The sequence below is a fragment of the Coprococcus sp. AF51-11b1 genome (assembly GCF_027682785.1).
In the GTDB taxonomy this organism is placed as follows: domain Bacteria; phylum Bacillota; class Clostridia; order Lachnospirales; family Lachnospiraceae; genus Allocoprococcus; species Allocoprococcus comes.
Map to the genome: position 1 here is coordinate 196,176 of NZ_JAQCZB010000001.1, position 16,111 is coordinate 212,286.

Annotated in this window: 14 protein-coding genes; 1 reads left to right on the forward strand and 13 read right to left on the reverse strand. The window is 44.7% G+C overall.

Annotation, left to right across the window (positions count from 1 at the left end):
• Positions 1-5 precede the first annotated feature (5 nt).
• The 7 genes from smc to PGY05_RS00990 form a co-directional block, all read right to left on the reverse strand.
• Positions 6-3,566 carry a chromosome segregation protein SMC gene (gene smc, locus PGY05_RS00960; RefSeq protein WP_215633648.1) on the reverse strand — a complete coding sequence of 1,187 codons (3,561 nt, stop codon included), beginning with the start codon at positions 3,564-3,566 and terminating at the stop codon, positions 6-8.
• 7 nt (positions 3,567-3,573) lie between these two features.
• Positions 3,574-4,269: a ribonuclease III gene (rnc, locus tag PGY05_RS00965; RefSeq protein ID WP_022219880.1), complete on the reverse strand. Its 696-nt coding sequence runs from the start codon at positions 4,267-4,269 to the stop codon at positions 3,574-3,576.
• A 67-nt stretch (positions 4,270-4,336) separates the two neighbouring features.
• Entirely contained in the window at positions 4,337-4,567 is a 231-nt protein-coding gene (acpP, locus tag PGY05_RS00970) for an acyl carrier protein (RefSeq protein ID WP_008372189.1), read from the reverse strand.
• Between the two features lie 21 nt (positions 4,568-4,588).
• Complete coding sequence (gene plsX, locus PGY05_RS00975; RefSeq protein ID WP_022219879.1) at positions 4,589-5,614, reverse strand: phosphate acyltransferase PlsX; 1,026 nt, start codon at positions 5,612-5,614, stop codon at positions 4,589-4,591.
• Positions 5,615-5,755: 141 nt separating this feature from the next.
• Positions 5,756-5,938: a 50S ribosomal protein L32 gene (gene rpmF, locus PGY05_RS00980; RefSeq protein ID WP_008372209.1), complete on the reverse strand. Its 183-nt coding sequence runs from the start codon at positions 5,936-5,938 to the stop codon at positions 5,756-5,758.
• Between the two features lie 3 nt (positions 5,939-5,941).
• A complete protein-coding gene (locus PGY05_RS00985) occupies positions 5,942-6,469 on the reverse strand; it encodes a YceD family protein (RefSeq protein WP_055156626.1) in 528 nt (175 codons plus the stop codon).
• Positions 6,470-6,566: 97 nt separating this feature from the next.
• Positions 6,567-7,754, reverse strand: a complete 1,188-nt coding sequence (locus tag PGY05_RS00990; protein ID WP_008372212.1) for an acetate kinase — start codon at positions 7,752-7,754, stop codon at positions 6,567-6,569.
• Between the two features lie 200 nt (positions 7,755-7,954).
• On the opposite strand from PGY05_RS00990, the gene PGY05_RS00995 reads away from it, so the two are divergent.
• Positions 7,955-9,253, forward strand: a complete 1,299-nt coding sequence (locus tag PGY05_RS00995) for a nucleotidyltransferase (RefSeq protein WP_215633650.1) — start codon at positions 7,955-7,957, stop codon at positions 9,251-9,253.
• A 76-nt stretch (positions 9,254-9,329) separates the two neighbouring features.
• Here PGY05_RS00995 and PGY05_RS01000 read toward each other — a convergent pair whose 3' ends face one another.
• From PGY05_RS01000 to polA, 6 genes are read right to left on the reverse strand one after another with little or no spacing between them, the layout of a single operon-like run.
• Complete coding sequence (locus PGY05_RS01000) at positions 9,330-10,202, reverse strand: DegV family protein (RefSeq protein WP_008372222.1); 873 nt, start codon at positions 10,200-10,202, stop codon at positions 9,330-9,332.
• A gap of 17 nt (positions 10,203-10,219) precedes the next feature.
• Positions 10,220-11,584, reverse strand: coding sequence for a PFL family protein (locus PGY05_RS01005; protein ID WP_055248324.1), 1,365 nt, complete (start codon positions 11,582-11,584; stop codon positions 10,220-10,222).
• 11 nt (positions 11,585-11,595) lie between these two features.
• Positions 11,596-11,868: an ACT domain-containing protein gene (locus tag PGY05_RS01010; RefSeq protein ID WP_022219876.1), complete on the reverse strand. Its 273-nt coding sequence runs from the start codon at positions 11,866-11,868 to the stop codon at positions 11,596-11,598.
• Positions 11,869-11,910: 42 nt separating this feature from the next.
• Positions 11,911-12,708 carry an MBL fold metallo-hydrolase gene (locus PGY05_RS01015; RefSeq protein ID WP_022219875.1) on the reverse strand — a complete coding sequence of 266 codons (798 nt, stop codon included), beginning with the start codon at positions 12,706-12,708 and terminating at the stop codon, positions 11,911-11,913.
• Positions 12,709-12,728: 20 nt separating this feature from the next.
• Positions 12,729-13,319, reverse strand: coding sequence for a dephospho-CoA kinase (coaE, locus tag PGY05_RS01020; RefSeq protein ID WP_008372230.1), 591 nt, complete (start codon positions 13,317-13,319; stop codon positions 12,729-12,731).
• 12 nt (positions 13,320-13,331) lie between these two features.
• Complete coding sequence (gene polA, locus PGY05_RS01025) at positions 13,332-15,956, reverse strand: DNA polymerase I (protein ID WP_270475291.1); 2,625 nt, start codon at positions 15,954-15,956, stop codon at positions 13,332-13,334.
• Positions 15,957-16,111: the final 155 nt, after the last annotated feature.

Sequence of the window (16,111 nt, forward strand, 5' to 3'; positions counted from 1 at the left end):
ATCCACTACTTTGTAAGCTCATCTTCCAGAAGATCCACAGATACCAGCGTTGATACCCCTTTTTCCTGCATAGTGATCCCATACAGCCGGTCTGCCGCTGTCATCGTACCGCGACGGTGTGTAATGACGATAAACTGTGTATTTTTCGTCAGCTTGTGCAAATACTGTGCAAATCTCGTGACATTAGAATCATCCAGTGCCGCCTCGATCTCATCCAACAGACAAAACGGGGAAGGTTTCAGATTCTGGATTGCAAACAGCAGCGAAATCGCCGTCAACGCCTTTTCTCCACCGGAAAGCTGCATCATATTCTGAAGTTTTTTACCCGGCGGCTGCGCAATAATCCGAATTCCGGCTTCCAGCACATCCTCATCATCCATCAGTTCCAGAGTTCCTTTTCCACCACCGAACAGTTGTTTAAACACCTGATTAAACTCCTGGCTGATCTTTGCAAACTGCTCAGTAAACTGCTTGCGCATCGCCTCGTCCAGTTCTTCAATGATCTTCTTGAGCGTTGCTTCTGCCTCTACCAGATCATCATGCTGCGTTTTCATAAATTCATACCGCTCGGAAAGATTTTTAAAATCTTCGATCGCATTGACGTTCACCGATCCGAGTTTCCGGATCTCCGTCTTTAATTCCTGGATCCGCCTTCGCATCTCGGCAGGATCTGTCAGACTCTCATCCCGGATTTCCAGTGCATGATTATACGTCAGTTCGTACTCTTCCCACATATAATTGATCTGCTTTTCCAAAGCTTCCTCGTAGCCTTCTTTCTTGCTGGTAAGCCGGAAGGATTCTTTATCAAGCTCTGCCATATTGGCTGCCAGATCTTCTCGCTTTTTCAGGAATGCCTTATGCTTCTGATTCAGTTCTTCCCGCTTTTTCTGCGATTCTTCGATCTCTTTGTTGATTTCCTCAAATAATTCCTTTGAATTCTCTATCGTCTGCCGGATCTCGGTAATCTGTGCTTCCTTTTGCTCTATTTCACCGTGATTCTCTCCTTTACTTGCATTTAAAGCGGCAAGCTCTTCTTGGAATTTTCCCATCTCTTCCCGGATACGGACAAAATTCTCCTCGATAAAATCTTTTTTCTGCTCCAATGCAGCAAAACTGAGGTGAATATTTTCATTTTTGCGCACTTCTGCCGCTTCTGTCTCACGCTCTTTTTCCAGCCACTTCTGTGAGCTTTCCATCTGGCGTGTCAGCTCGTCCTCCAGTTGCTGGCTGGTCTCCAGTTCCATTTTGATTGATTCTTCGTTTTCCTCGATCTCATGAACCTGTTCTTCCAGTTTCTTGCGCTCCGCATAAATTCCTTCTGAATTTTCTCTGGTCGCATTTTGACGGCTTTTTACCTGGTCCAGATTCATCTTCGCAGTATTTTGAACCACATAGTCATTCTGCAATTCCTGCTGGATCTCTTCCACCTTTGCATACAGCGCCGTCCGCTTCTCCTTTGCAGCCGCAACTTCTGCTTCCGATTTCTGGAGTTCTGTTTTCAGACGCGCAACCGTCTTTTCCAGTTCTTCAATCTCACGTCTTCTGCTGAGCAGATTACTGGAATTCTTAAATGCTCCACCACTCATTGCTCCGCCAGGATTGATCAGATCTCCTTCCAGCGTAACGATACGCAGGGACTGACGATACTTTCTTGCCAGACGGATCCCGGTATCAATGTTGTCTGCCACAAGAGTTCTTCCAAGAAGATGCTCTGCAAGAGATGTAAATTTATCTTCTACCGTTACCAGCTTGTCCGCCGTGCCGATCACCCCCGGCTCGCGAAGGGCTTCTGCCCTGGCAAATCCCTGTCCCCCATGAATCGCTGTCAATGGAAGGAAAGTTGCACGTCCATACCGGTTCTGCTTCAGATAACCAATCATTTTTTTTGCAGTCTCTTCGTCTGCAGTAACAATATTCTGGATACTGCCTCCAAGTGCGATCTCCACCGCAGTCTCATATTTTTTATCTACTTTGATCAGATCAGCCACAACCCCCAGGATTTTCGGCTCACGGCTTTTCTGCTCCATCACACGACGAATACTGTTCCCATAACCATCGTAACGCTCCGTAAGGTTCCTCAGAGACTCCAGACGAGAGTACTCCCTGTGATAAGCATTCTGCCTGTTTCGCAGGTTTTCATTTGCCTGTCCGATCTCTTTTTGCAGTCCGGCAATCTCTGTTTCATAGTTTTTGATCTGTTCTACAGAATCCGTGATCTTCCCTGATACTGCCTTCAGTTCTTCCGTATACTGCGCGGCAAGTTCCTGTTGCCTCTGTACATCACTCTCCGCTTCTACCAGACGTTTGTAAAGCAGTGCCCGGCGTACCTTGATCTGTTCAAGCGTCGTTTCATAATGCTGCAGCTTTGCCTTCGTGGATGCACGGTTATTCAGAAGCTCACGGATATCGTTCTGATTCTTTTCAATCTCCACTGTCATCTCTGCAATCCGGCTCTGCAGGGCAGTCAGCTCCTCTCCTGCCTGCTTTTGTCTCTCAAATGCTGCTGCAAGATGTCTGTCGATCTCTGCTTTTTCTTCTTCCAGTTCGGATTTCTGCCTTTCACGGTTTGCAAGCTCTGCCTGAATATCGTTTGCGCGTTTTTCATAGTGTTCATCATTCATACGGACACTGTTGATCTGCTCTTTTAAAAGCTCGATCTGGTTTTCCAACTGCTGCTTCAGAAGTGTTGTCTCATTTCTCTGGCTTTTTGCATGCTCGATTCCGGCGTCGATCTCATCTACTTCCTGCTCAATCTTCTCATACTGTGCCTTCATATCTTCATGCTTTTTGCCGGCTTCAGTGAGTTCATCCTGCGCAATCTTCAGCTTCTCATCATTTTCCCGGATCTGCCCCTTCAGACGTTTCATCTCCACCAGGAACATATTGATGTCATAATGCTTCAGTTCTTCTCTCTTTTTCAGATATTCCTTCGCTGTCTCCGACTGTTTCTGAAGCGGACCAAACTGCTTTTCCAACTCTCCCAAAATATCATTGACACGGACCAGATTGCTCTGCTCTTCTTCCAGTTTGCGAAGAGATAACGCCTTGCGGCGCTTAAATTTGACAATCCCAGCCGCCTCATCAAAAAGCTCTCGTCTCTCTTCCGGCTTACCGCTCAGGATCTTGTCAATCTGTCCCTGTCCGATGATCGAATATCCTTCTTTTCCGATACCTGTATCATAAAACATCTCATTGATATCTTTGAGCCTGCAGACACTGCCGTTGATCAGGTATTCACTTTCCCCCGAACGGTACAACTTTCTTGTGACTTTAACCTCTTCAAACTCCACCGGGAGTTTGTGATCTGAATTATCCAGTGTAATCGCAACCGATGCGTAGCTGAGGGGTTTCCGGTTTTCCGTACCGGAAAAAATAACATCCTGCATCGTACCTCCACGGAGCTGCTTCACCTTCTGTTCTCCGAGTACCCAGCGGACGGCATCCGCCACGTTACTTTTCCCACTTCCGTTCGGTCCGACGATTCCGGTGATCCCGTTATGAAATTCAAAGACAATCTTATTTGCAAAAGATTTGAATCCCTGTACTTCAATACTTTTTAAATACATGCCTCACCTACTGTACCTTTCCTTCTTTCAGCTTCAGGATTGCCTGATAAGCCGCTTCCTGTTCGGCAGCCTTTTTGGTCCTTCCAATACCACATCCAAAGGCTTCTCCGCCGATCACAACCTCCACACGGAAGGATTTATTGTGGTCCGGTCCCTCTTCTCCTACCAGCTGGTAGACAATTCCTTTTTCCTGACCGCCCTGTACCATTTCCTGCAGGATAGTCTTGCTATCATAAAAGAGCCGTTTCCCTTCCAGGTCGTTTAAAATATATTTTAAAATAAACTCTTTCGCATTAGCAAAACCACCATCCAGATAAATCGCACCAATCAGTGCTTCCAATGCATCCGAGGTAATAGACTCTCTGAATCTTCCACCTGTCGCGTCCTCACCTTTCCCAAGCAGCAGATAACTTCCAAGTTCCAGATCCCGCGCACAAAATGCAAGTGCCTTCTCGCATACCATGCTTGCTCTTAACTTAGTCAGTTCTCCTTCCGGCATTGTCTGGTTCTCGAAAAAAAGATATTCGCTTGAAATCAGTTCCAGAACAGCATCTCCAAGGAATTCCAGACGTTCATTACAGTCTGCCTTCTTCATATGCTTTTCATTCACATAAGAGCTGTGTGTCACAGCATGTCTGAGCAAATGGCTGTCCTTGAAATTGTAGCCGATTTTTTCTTCCAGTTCCTTTACATTTCTGCTCATGATTGCTCCTCCAATTTTAAAAAAGGACACTCCCCAAAAATGGGGATGTCCCCTGTAATCATTTTCCCTAGTTAACAGCGTTCTTGATCTGTTCTACAGCATCACCTACTGTTGCGATCTTTTCTGCATCTTCATTTTCAATTTCGATATCAAATGCATCTTCAATTCCCATAATAATCTGGAAAATATCAAGCGAATCAGCTCCCAGATCATCTACAAATGTAGTGTCCATCGTAATTTCATCCGGGTTACATCCCATCACATCAACAATAATGTCTTTCAGTTTTTCAAATTCCATAATTCTTAATCCTTTCTGAGCTTATTCCTGTGCGGATTTTTCTTCCGCCTGAATACATTCTTTGATCTTTTCATTGATTCCTTCTTCTTTGAAGGTTACGCACTGCAAAATTGAATTGCAGACTTCTTTTGCCTTGGAACTGCCGTGTGTCTTTACTACCAGACCGGTGAGTCCAAGCAGTGGTGCTCCACCGTACTCACTTGCGTCAAAATCCTTCATAGTCTTTTTCAGCACCGGCTTAACCAGAAGTCCACCGATCATGCCGCGGAGATTCTGCTTCATACCACCTTTAATCTTGCTTACAAGAACCGATGCTACTCCTTCATAGAGTTTCAGGATCACGTTGCCGGTAAATGCTTCACAGACGATAACATCTGCCTGTCCGTGAGGGATTTCTCTCGCTTCAATGCTTCCGATAAAGTTAATATCCTTACATTCTTTCAGCATAGGAAAAGTCTCCTTGACCAGGGCATTACCCTTTTCTTCCTCAGCTCCGATATTGACGATCGCAACCTTCGGATTCTTGACTCCCATAATATGTTCCATATAGATCGAACCCATCTTGGCAAACTGCACCAGATGTGAAGGTCTTGCATCTACATTCGCCCCACAGTCGATCAAAATGGAGAATCCTTTTTCTGTCGGGATCAGTGGTGCAAGCGGTGGCCTTTCCACCCCTTTGATACGTCCAACCAGAAGCTGTCCCCCGGCAAGAACCGCACCGGAACTTCCTGCTGAAACAAAAGCGTCAGCTTCTTTATCCTTCACCATCTTAAGACCTACCACAATGGATGAGTCTTTCTTTCTGCGGATCGCCATAACCGGCGGTTCTGCTGTCTCAATTACTTCCGATGTATGAACAACCGAAATCTGTTCTTTATTATATGTGTACCCGGAAAGTTCCTGATTGATGACATCTTCTTTTCCGACCAGGATCACATGGATCGCATCTGACTTCCCGACCGCCTCGACCGCACCTTTGATGATCTCATGCGGTGCGTTGTCTCCGCCCATTGCATCGACAACAACTTTTGTTATTTCTTTCATACTGTTACCTCCCAGCATTACTAAACCAATTCTACTAGACATGACCGTAAAAATCAATAATATTTAGCAGATTTAGGAAAATTAGGAAAAAGAAAAGGAGTTAAGCAATACGCCTAACTCCTGTACTATAGCCTTTTTTAATTAGTTTTCTACAGTAACGATTTCTCTCTTGTTGTAAGATCCACAAGCTTTGCAAACTCTGTGTGGCATCATAAGTTCTCCACATTTGCTGCATTTCACCAGATTCGGTGCGCTCATTTTCCAGTTTGCTCTTCTCTTGTCTCTTCTTGCTTTAGAAGATTTATTCTTTGGACAAATTGACATAGGTTACACCTCCTTAAAATTCTTGTAAAGATCGCGGATAACTGACATTCTAGGGTCAAGACTGGTGTCTTCGCAGTCGCAGCTTCCCTCATTCAAGTTCTGACCACATACACTGCAAATCCCTTTACAGTCTTCGCTACATAGAACTTTCATCGGCCACCCTACTAAAATCTCGTTATAGAGCAGCTGCTCCACATCAAGATGATATCCGTCAATGTAATTCGCTTCATCGGATTCACCATCATCTTCTCCGTCTGCCAGAGCTGTATTCACCTGCTTTTCAAAGGAAAGCGTGAAATCTGTCGGTACATCTGTAAGACATCTGTCACACGGAATGATTACCGTAAGACTTGTCTCACAACTGATATGAAGTTTTTTTTCGCCGGCATACTCGACATGAATATGCACAGGCTGTGTCCGGCTTACCGGAAATCTGCTTCCGTTCACCTTCACTTCTTTCATCTCAGTGCCGACCACTTCGTCAATGGACTTATGCGGTTCAGATAAGACTTCGGACAGGTCAATTAACATAATTCTTTCTCCTGTTCACACCTAAACTATTATACCATGTAAATTCTTTTTGTCAAGGATGATTTACAGATTTTAAGGTTTTTTCTAATTTCTTCTGTTATACAAGTGCAACTGTCTCTCTTGCAATTGCAAGTTCTTCGTTTGTCGGAACTACAAGAACTTTCACTTTGGAATCTGGTGTAGAGATTACGATCTCTTCTCCACGTTTTCCATTTGCTTCTTCATCGATTGTAATTCCAAGATATCCAAGATAGCTGCAGACTTTTGTTCTTACAAGTGCACAGTTCTCACCGATACCTGCTGTAAATACGATATTATCAACACCGTTCATTGCTGCTGTGTAAGCACCAACATATTTTGCTACTCTGTATGCAAATACGTCGATTGCAAGTTCTGCACGCTTGTTGCCTGCTTTTGCTGCTGCCTCAAGATCACGGAAGTCGCTGGATACACCGGATACACCTTCCACACCTGATTTCTTGTTCAGGACATTCATAATTCCTGCAATGTCAAGGTTTTCTTTCTTAGCAATGAATTCCATGATCGCCGGATCAATATCTCCGGAACGTGTTCCCATTACAAGACCTTCCAACGGAGTAAGTCCCATAGAGGTATCTACTGATTCTCCGTTAAGCACTGCTGAAACAGATGCTCCATTACCAAGATGGCATACGATCGTCTTTGTTGCGTTGTATGGTTTTCCAACAATCTCAGCTACTCTCTTAGATACGAAGCTGTGGCTTGTTCCGTGGAATCCGTAACGTCTTACTTTGTATTTTTCATAATATTCATATGGAAGTCCATACATATAAGCTTTCTCAGGCATTGTCTGATGAAAAGCAGTATCAAATACAACAACCTGTGGTGTGCCCGGCATCAGACTTTCACAAGCTTCGATTCCGATTAAGTTTGCCGGATTGTGAAGTGGTGCAAGGTCATTGCACTCTGCGATCGCAGCTTTTACTTCCGGTGTTACAACTACAGATTTTGCAAACTTTTCTCCGCCGTGAACAACACGATGTCCGACTGCTCCGATTTCGTCAAGGCTCTTAACAACACCTGTATCTGCATCTGTCAGCGCGTCGATTACGAACTGGATTGCTTCTGTATGTGTAGGCATAGCCTTTTCAGATACATTCTTCTCTCCACCTGCCGGCTGATAGGTAAGTCTTCCGTCAATACCGATTCTTTCGCAAAGACCTTTTGCGAGAACCGCCTCCGATTCTGAGTTGATGAGCTGGAACTTCAGTGATGAACTTCCGCAGTTGATTACTAATACATTCATTGATGTTTCTCCCTTCTGGTACTAGAATTTTCTTTATTAGAACTCACACTCTATTCTTAATTATACTCCTTGCACACATTGTATACAAGTAATGTTATTTTTTTCACGTAATATTTTCCAGTACAATGTTTTTTGCACAAAAACTCTTTTTATAGTATAATCTTTTCACAAACAACACAAAGGAGATTTTAGTTAAAAGTATGAAAATCGTCGGTATCATCGCAGAATATAATCCGTTCCACAACGGACATCAGTATCATATAGACCAGGCACTTCAAAAAACGGGGGCAGATGCGGCAGTTGTCCTTATGAGTGGTGACTTCGTCCAGCGTGGCACCCCTGCTATCGCACCAAAGCATTTGCGGGCAAAAGCTGCCCTTCTTGGCGGTGCATCACTCATTCTGGAGCTCCCGGTCCTTTTTTCCTGTGGCAGTGCAGAGTTGTTTGCAAGAGGTGCCGTTTCTATTTTTAACAGTCTTGGTTGTATTTCCTATCTCTGCTTTGGCAGTGAGTGTGGCGATATCAAAAAACTCAATCGGCTTGCCCGGATTCTTTCCGAAGAGCCAGAAGTCTACCGGCAGCTCCTGCAGGATGAGCTGCGAAAAGGCCGACCGTTTCCGCAGGCACGCCAGACTGCCCTAAGTGTCTATACAAAGGATCCGTCCCTTGCCGAAATCCTGTCCTCACCAAACAATACCCTTGGGATTGAATACTTAAAAGCGCTCCGGTATTTCAAAAGTCCGATCCAGCCTTTCGCGATTCCCCGCGAGGGATCCGGCTACCACGATACTGCCCTCTGCGAAACCTTCAGTTCCGCAACTGCGATCCGCAACCGAATTCTGAATCCATCTTTACCAGAAGATGTTTTTTCATCCGTCGCAGGACAACTTCCGCCCGCTTCTTCAGATCTGCTGCGAAAGAATTACCAGTCCTCACTTCCGGTTACCCAGGATGATTTTTCGCTCCTGCTAAAGTATCGACTGCTCTGTGAGAGTGCTTCCTCTCTGACCGATTACCTTGATGTCAGCAAAGACCTCGCCAACCGGATCATCAATCAGAGAAATGATTTTGCTACCTGGAGTTCCTTCTGCGATCTTCTGAAAACCAGAGAGCTTACCTACACCCGGATCAGCCGCGCCCTGCTGCACATCCTGCTCGGCATAGAAAAGGACACCTTTCGACATGAGCCTCCTTTCTGTTTTGCAGCAGATTCCGGCAACATTTCCGGCAAAGCAAAAAAAGAGCGGTCATCTACATCCGCCCTTTATGCCCGCGTACTCGGTTTTCAAAAAAAAGATACTCAAATCCTTAAAGAGATCAAAGAGTATGCCACCATCCCTCTGATCACAAAGCTTGCAGATGCCAGAGATCTCACCTCCGCCACCCAGGTCCTCCTGAACCTGGACATTTTCGCATCAGACCTGTATGAATCCATAATTACCGAAAAATTTGGCACACCTTTTACAAATGAATACCAGAAGCAGTTGCAAATTATTTAACCCTTCTCCTTTGTCAAAAAAGAGACTTTTTGCACACCACCACTACGCATGTTTGTACAAAAAGTCTCTTTCTCATTTAGTTCACATGAAGAATTTTGGTAAGAGTCACTGCCCTGGCTCCAGGTCCGATATGGCATGCCACACTCAACGACAGTGGATCCATCCGGATTTCAAACTCCGGAAATGCTTCATGAAGCTCATCCAGCCATTCCTGTGCCTCCTTGCGGTCTCCTGTGTAAGCTGCATCCAGATACAGATCTTTTTTTCCATCACAATCTCCGAATTCTGAAGTACGAATCTCATTAATTGTCTTGATCATCGTCTTCTTTGCACTCTTCCATCCTCTTGACTTCGCAAACGCATCCAGCTTTTCTCCTTTAAGACGGAGAACTGGCTTCAGGTTCAGAACCGTTCCAATCGCTGCAGCTGCCGGTGTAAGTCTGCCGCCTTTCTTCAGGTATTTTAAAGTATCTACTGTAATATAGATATCACTGTCCCACTGGATCGCTTCTAACAGTTCTTTAATTTCTGCCGCGCTCTTTCCAGCATCTGCAAGCTTTTTCGCCTCTTCCACCGATCTTCGCTGCGTAACAGAAATCCGGTGATTATTTACGACCTGTACTTTTCCATCATAGTCCTGGGAAAGCATGATTGCAGTCTCACATGAACTGCTAAGACCGGCTGACATCGGAATATGTACAACCTCATCATATTCCTCCAGCGCCTTGTCCCACATATCCATTACATCTCCGGGAGCCGGTTGGGAAGTCTTAATATCTGCATCTCCTGCCAGTTTTTCATAAAACTCCTCCTGCGTGAGTGTGATATCCTCGTAAAACAACTCCTCATTGATATAGAATGGCATCGGAAGTACGTAAATTCCCATCTTCTTTCCTTCTGCCTGTGTAATTCCACTGTTACTATCTGTTACAATCGCAACTTTCCCCATGCTCTCTTTACCTCTTTCTAATTTTTAAAACTATGTATCGGTGCAGGAATTCTTCCCTTTCGATTCACAAATGCACTGCAGTCAAATTCATTGACCGGCATGATCGGCGCATATCCCAAAAGACCACCAAACTCTGCCATATCTCCAACATCCTTTCCAACTACAGGTATCACACGAACCGCCGTTGTCTTCTGATTGACCATTCCGATCGCCATCTCATCCGCAATGATCCCGGAAATCGTAGTAGCTTTCGTCTTACCCGGAATAGCGATCATATCAAGTCCTACCGAGCAGACGCAAGTCATCGCCTCCAGCTTTTCTATACAAAGAGATCCGGCATTGACTGCATCGATCATTCCTTTATCCTCACTGACCGGAATAAAAGCTCCGCTTAAACCTCCTACATAAGAAGACGCCATAACGCCACCTTTTTTCACCTGATCGTTCAGCATAGCAAGTGCTGCTGTTGTTCCTGGTGCGCCAACTCTCTCAAGTCCGATTTCTTCCAGAATCTCCGCTACTGAATCACCAACAGCCGGTGTCGGTGCAAGTGACAGGTCAATGATTCCGAACGGAATACCAAGCCTTTTGGAAGCTTCTCCGGCTACAAGCTGACCAACCCTTGTCACCTTAAATGCGGTCTTCTTGATCGTATCACAAAGTTCCTGAAAGCCCTCGCCACGACATTTTTCAATCGCTCTTTTTACAACACCAGGTCCGCTGACACCGACATTGATCACGGCATCTCCTTCGGTAACACCTAAAAAAGCCCCTGCCATAAACGGGTTATCATCCGGTGCATTACATAAAACTACAAATTTTGCACAGCCAATCGAATCCTTGTCCTTTGTCGCCTCTGCTGTTTCTTTTACAATCTCGCCACAAAGACGAACTGCATCCATATCAATACCAGTCTTTGTCGAACCTACATTGACCGAACTGCATACACGCTCTGTCTTTGCCATTGCCATCGGAATGGAACGGATCAGGAGTTCATCGCTCTTTGTCATTCCCTTGGATACGATTGCAGAGTATCCTCCGATAAAGTTTACACCGACTTCCTTTGCTGCTTTATCCAGTGTCTCTGCGATCGTCACAAAATCCTCTGGCTTTTTGCAGGCTGAACCGCCAACAAGTGCAACCGGTGTAATGGAAATCCGCTTATTAACGATCGGAATTCCAAATTCACTTTCGATCTTCTCTCCTGTCGATACAAGATCCTTTGCAAGTGTTGTGATTTTTTTATATATCTTTTCATTCAGTCTGTCCAGATCTGAGTCAATACAGTCCATCAGACTGATACCCAATGTGATTGTTCTTACATCCAGATTTTCTTCTTCGATCATCTGGTTTGTTTCTACTACTTCGTAAAAATTAATCATAGCGGTTCTCCTTACACTCTGTGCATTTTTTCAAAAATCTCTTCTCTCTGACAATGAATATTGACACCGATCTGTAAGCCGATATCACGAAGTTCTACCGCTACGATATCCAGTTCTTTTTTTGAATTTTCCACATCTGCAACCGCCATCATATTAAAATACCCATCCACGATCGTCTGGGAAATATTTAAAATATTGATATTGGTCTCTGCCAGGTATGTACATACTTTCGCAATAATTCCGACCGAATCTTTACCGACTACTGTAATAATGCATTTCTTCATTCTGCCTGTCCTCCTGAATCTAATTCTGCATACTTTCTTTTTCTAAACCTCGATCACTGCAGACACCTGATCCCTTTTTGCAACTGCGATCGGTATATCATCCCCCTTATACGGGTTCTGCCCCAAAGTGACCTCCAGCTTGACAGTCTCATATGCAAGTTCTTCGTAATTATTCTCCTTGCTCAAATGCCCCAGCAATACACTCCGCAAGTTATTGTGTAGTATATCACAAAGAAGCCGTCCTGACAATTCATTTGATAAATGTCCTCTGTCCCCAAGAACTCTCTGCTTCAGGTAATACGGATAAGGACCGACTTCCAGCATATGTATATCATGGTTAGATTCCAGAAGGACCGCATTTAAATCCTTCAGGTTCTCTACCGTATATTCATCGTATTTTCCAAGATCCGTTGCTACCGCGATCTTCTTTCCATCCTGCTCAAAGCGGTAGCCGCTCGGTTCATTTGCATCATGGGAAATAGCAAATGGATGCACGTCAATATCACCCAGCTTAAATTCTTTGTCTACCTGGATTTCATGGTAAAGTCCTTCCGGCATTTTCCCGAGATTTTTATAATCACGGATTCCCCGAATCGTTCCCGGTGTTCCATAGATCGGGATCTCATATTTTCTGCTGAATACACCAAGTCCCTGAATATGATCTGCATGTTCATGGGTGATCAGGATTCCATCCAGCTCTTTCCCTTTTATTTCAAGTTCCTTTAAGCCTTCCTCAATTCGTTTTTTGCTGATTCCTGTATCTACAAGCAGATGCGTTCGATCGCTCCCCACATAAATACAGTTTCCGCTGCTGCCACTGGCAATGCTGCATAATCTCATCTTGTTTCTTCTCCCTGTTCTTAGCCTCTTCCCAGTGCCAAGTCTATCTGTTTTTCCGTTTCTTCAAAGGTTCCGCCGTTTTCGATCACAAGATCCGAAACCGCTGTAAATGTCTCTTCCGACGGCTGATTTGCAAACACCGCATACATTTTTTCATCTGAATATCCGCGTGAACTTCTCAGTCGCTCCATCCGGATCTCCTGTGGCACATGAATATACCAGATCTCATCCAACATCTCACGATATACCGGTTCCGTAAGGAGTGCGGCTTCCAGAATAAAAAGCTCTTTTCCCTCTTCCTGCGCCTTCTGCATTTCCTCCCGGATCTTTTCATTGACCGCCGGATGCACGATTGCATTAAGCTTTTGCAGTTTCTCTGGCTGATCAAACACAATTCTGCCGAGAATTTTCCGATCAATCGTTCCGTCAGGATTTAAAATTTCTTTTCCAAACGTCTCCACGACCTTCTGATAACATTTTTCTCCCGGAAGCTGTACCTGATGTGCCACCAGATCTGACTGGCAGATCACCGCACCGCACACTACACTTAAAAAGTCGAGTACTTTGCTCTTCCCGGAACCAATGCCTCCTGTTATTCCTATTTTTCTCATATCTGTTTCCTTCTATTTTGCCTCATACCAGTTTTTTCCACTATGCATGTCAATTTCAAGCGGAACGGAAAGATCTGCCGCATGCATCATGCCTTCTTTCAGAATCTCCCGCACTTCCTCTTCCTCTTCCTTCCATGTCTCGATCAGAAGTTCGTCGTGTACCTGCAGAACCAGCCTGGATTTCATGTTTCTCATGCGAAGCTCTTTGTCCACAGCGATCATTGCGATTTTCATGATATCTGCAGCCGTTCCCTGGATCGGAGAATTCATTGCCACACGTTCCCCGAATTGTCTCTGCATAAAATTGCTGGAAGACAGCTCCGGAACCGGTCTTCTTCTGCCAAATAAGGTCACAACATATCCCTGTTCTTTTGCATGAGCAACTGCATCATCCAAAAATTTCTTGATGCCCGGATAGGTTTCAAAATAACGGTCAATATATTCGGCCGCTTCTTTTCTCGTAATACTTAAATCCTGGCTCAGTCCAAAAGAACTGATCCCATAAACAATACCAAAGTTGACTGCTTTTGCATTTCGCCTCTGCAGATCGGTCACTTCATCAAACGGAGTATGAAACACCTGAGAAGCTGTGATCCGGTGAATGTCCTTTGCCTCCCGGTATGCTTCGATCAGTGCTGCATCTCCGGAGCAATGTGCCAGCACACGCAGTTCTATCTGCGAATAATCAGCATCTACAAACACATATCCCTCTTCCGGCACAAATACTTTACGGATCAGCCGTCCAAGTTCTACCCTCGCCGGGATATTCTGCAGGTTTGGCTCTGTACTGCTGATACGTCCGGTCGCTGTGACTGTCTGATTGAATTTTCCATGGATCCGGTGATCATCTTCATGAATAAACACGGCAAGCCCATCTGCATAAGTCGATTTCAGCTTGGCAAGCTGACGATATTCCAGGATTTTTGCCACGATCGGATAATCCGGTGCCAGCTTATCCAGTACGTCTGCTGCCGTCGAATATCCTGTTTTCGTCTTCTTTCCATTTGGGAGGGACAGATGTTCAAAAAGGACCACGCCCAGCTGCTTTGGTGAATTGATATTAAATTCTTCCCCGGCAAGCTCATAAATTTCCTTTTCCAACTGTACGATTTTTCCGCCAAGCTGTTCTCCATAGCTTTTCAGTTCTTCTGCTTCTACACGCACCCCATTCTGCTCCATGTGGAGCAGAGTAAATACAAGCGGCATCTCTATTTCTGTAAAAAGCTTCCACATTTCCTCTTTTTTCAGCTTTTCTTCCAAAACTTCCGATGACGCAAATGCAGCATAGGCTTCATAACAGACCATTTTTTCCAGTTCTGTCTTCGGATCGATCATCAATCCAAGATGCTCCTGTGCCACATCTTCAAATCCATAATCATTTTTCAACGGATTCAGGAGGTAAGCTGCCACAATACTGTCAAAGCACTTCTCCTCTGCTGCTCCTTCTAATCCTTTCAGATAAGGCAGGGATGACTTCAGATCAAACACCACAAACCGTCCGGCATGCTTTGCCACATGTACAAGTGCCTCCAAAAGTTCCTCCATGCTGTATCCATTTCCTGCCGGAATACAGTAGATCTTCTCTTTTCCAAACGAAATTCCAATTCCACCTATCTCAGCATTTCCTGCAAACAGCGGAAGTACATTTCTGGTGTCTTTGTAAAGAACGACTCCCACTGTCTGCGCTTTTTCTGCCTCCGCAAAGATTTTCTGAATTTCTTCTTTTCCCACAGCGATCACAAATGCATCTTCAATCGAATTCTCACTCTGCACATCAAAACGATTCAGCAGATTCTTGAACTGCAGTCTCTGGAAATAGACATAAGCTTCCTCTGTATAAAGATTTCCAAGCTTCGCCTCTTCTAGTTCATAAGCAAAATCCGCGTCTACATCGATTGTCGCCAGCACCTTACTCATTTGTGCCTGATCCCAGTATTCCACCAGATTTTTCGATGCTCTCGGCGGCTTCAGTTCGGATGCATGCTTGTAGGCATTTTCAATAGATCCGTATTCTACAATAATCTTGGTCGCCGTCTTTTCTCCGACTCCCGGCACCCCTGGGATATTATCTGAAGTATCTCCCATCAATGCTTTCACATCGATAAATTCTGTCGGTGTCACCTGGTATTTTTCTTTTACGTCCACTGCATAATAATTCTCGATCTCAGTTCCGGTCCGTTTTGTCTTCGGAATCCGGATCTCAACATGGTCTGTAGCAAGCTGGAGAAGATCTCTGTCTCCGGAAATAATGACCACTTCCATCCCCATTCGCTCGCATCTTTTGGACAGCGTTCCAAGAAGGTCATCTGCCTCCAGCCCTTCCTGCTCGATCGTCCGGATTCCCATAGCATGCAGAACTTCCTTCATCAACGGTACCTGCTGTCTGAGTTCTTCTGCCATCGGCTTTCTCGTCCCCTTATACGCCTCAAACATCTTATGGCGGAAAGTCGGCGCATGCACATCAAATGCAACGGTCAGATACTCCGGCTTTTCCTCCTCCAGGATCTTGAACATAATATTTAAGAATCCATATATTGCATTCGTATGGAGTCCTTCCGCATTTGTCAGATCCGGAAGTCCGAAAAACGCCCTGTTCAGAATACTGTGTCCGTCTATCAATACGATTTTGCTCATAATCAACTGCCTCTCTGTAAGTCTCATCACTTACTTCTATCTTTTCTATCTATTCGTTCAAATATACAACATCTCATTATGACATTTTTTTTTGATATTTTCAATACATGAAGGGGTAAAAAAGATCCTCATTAAAATTACAGATACACGAAATGTGC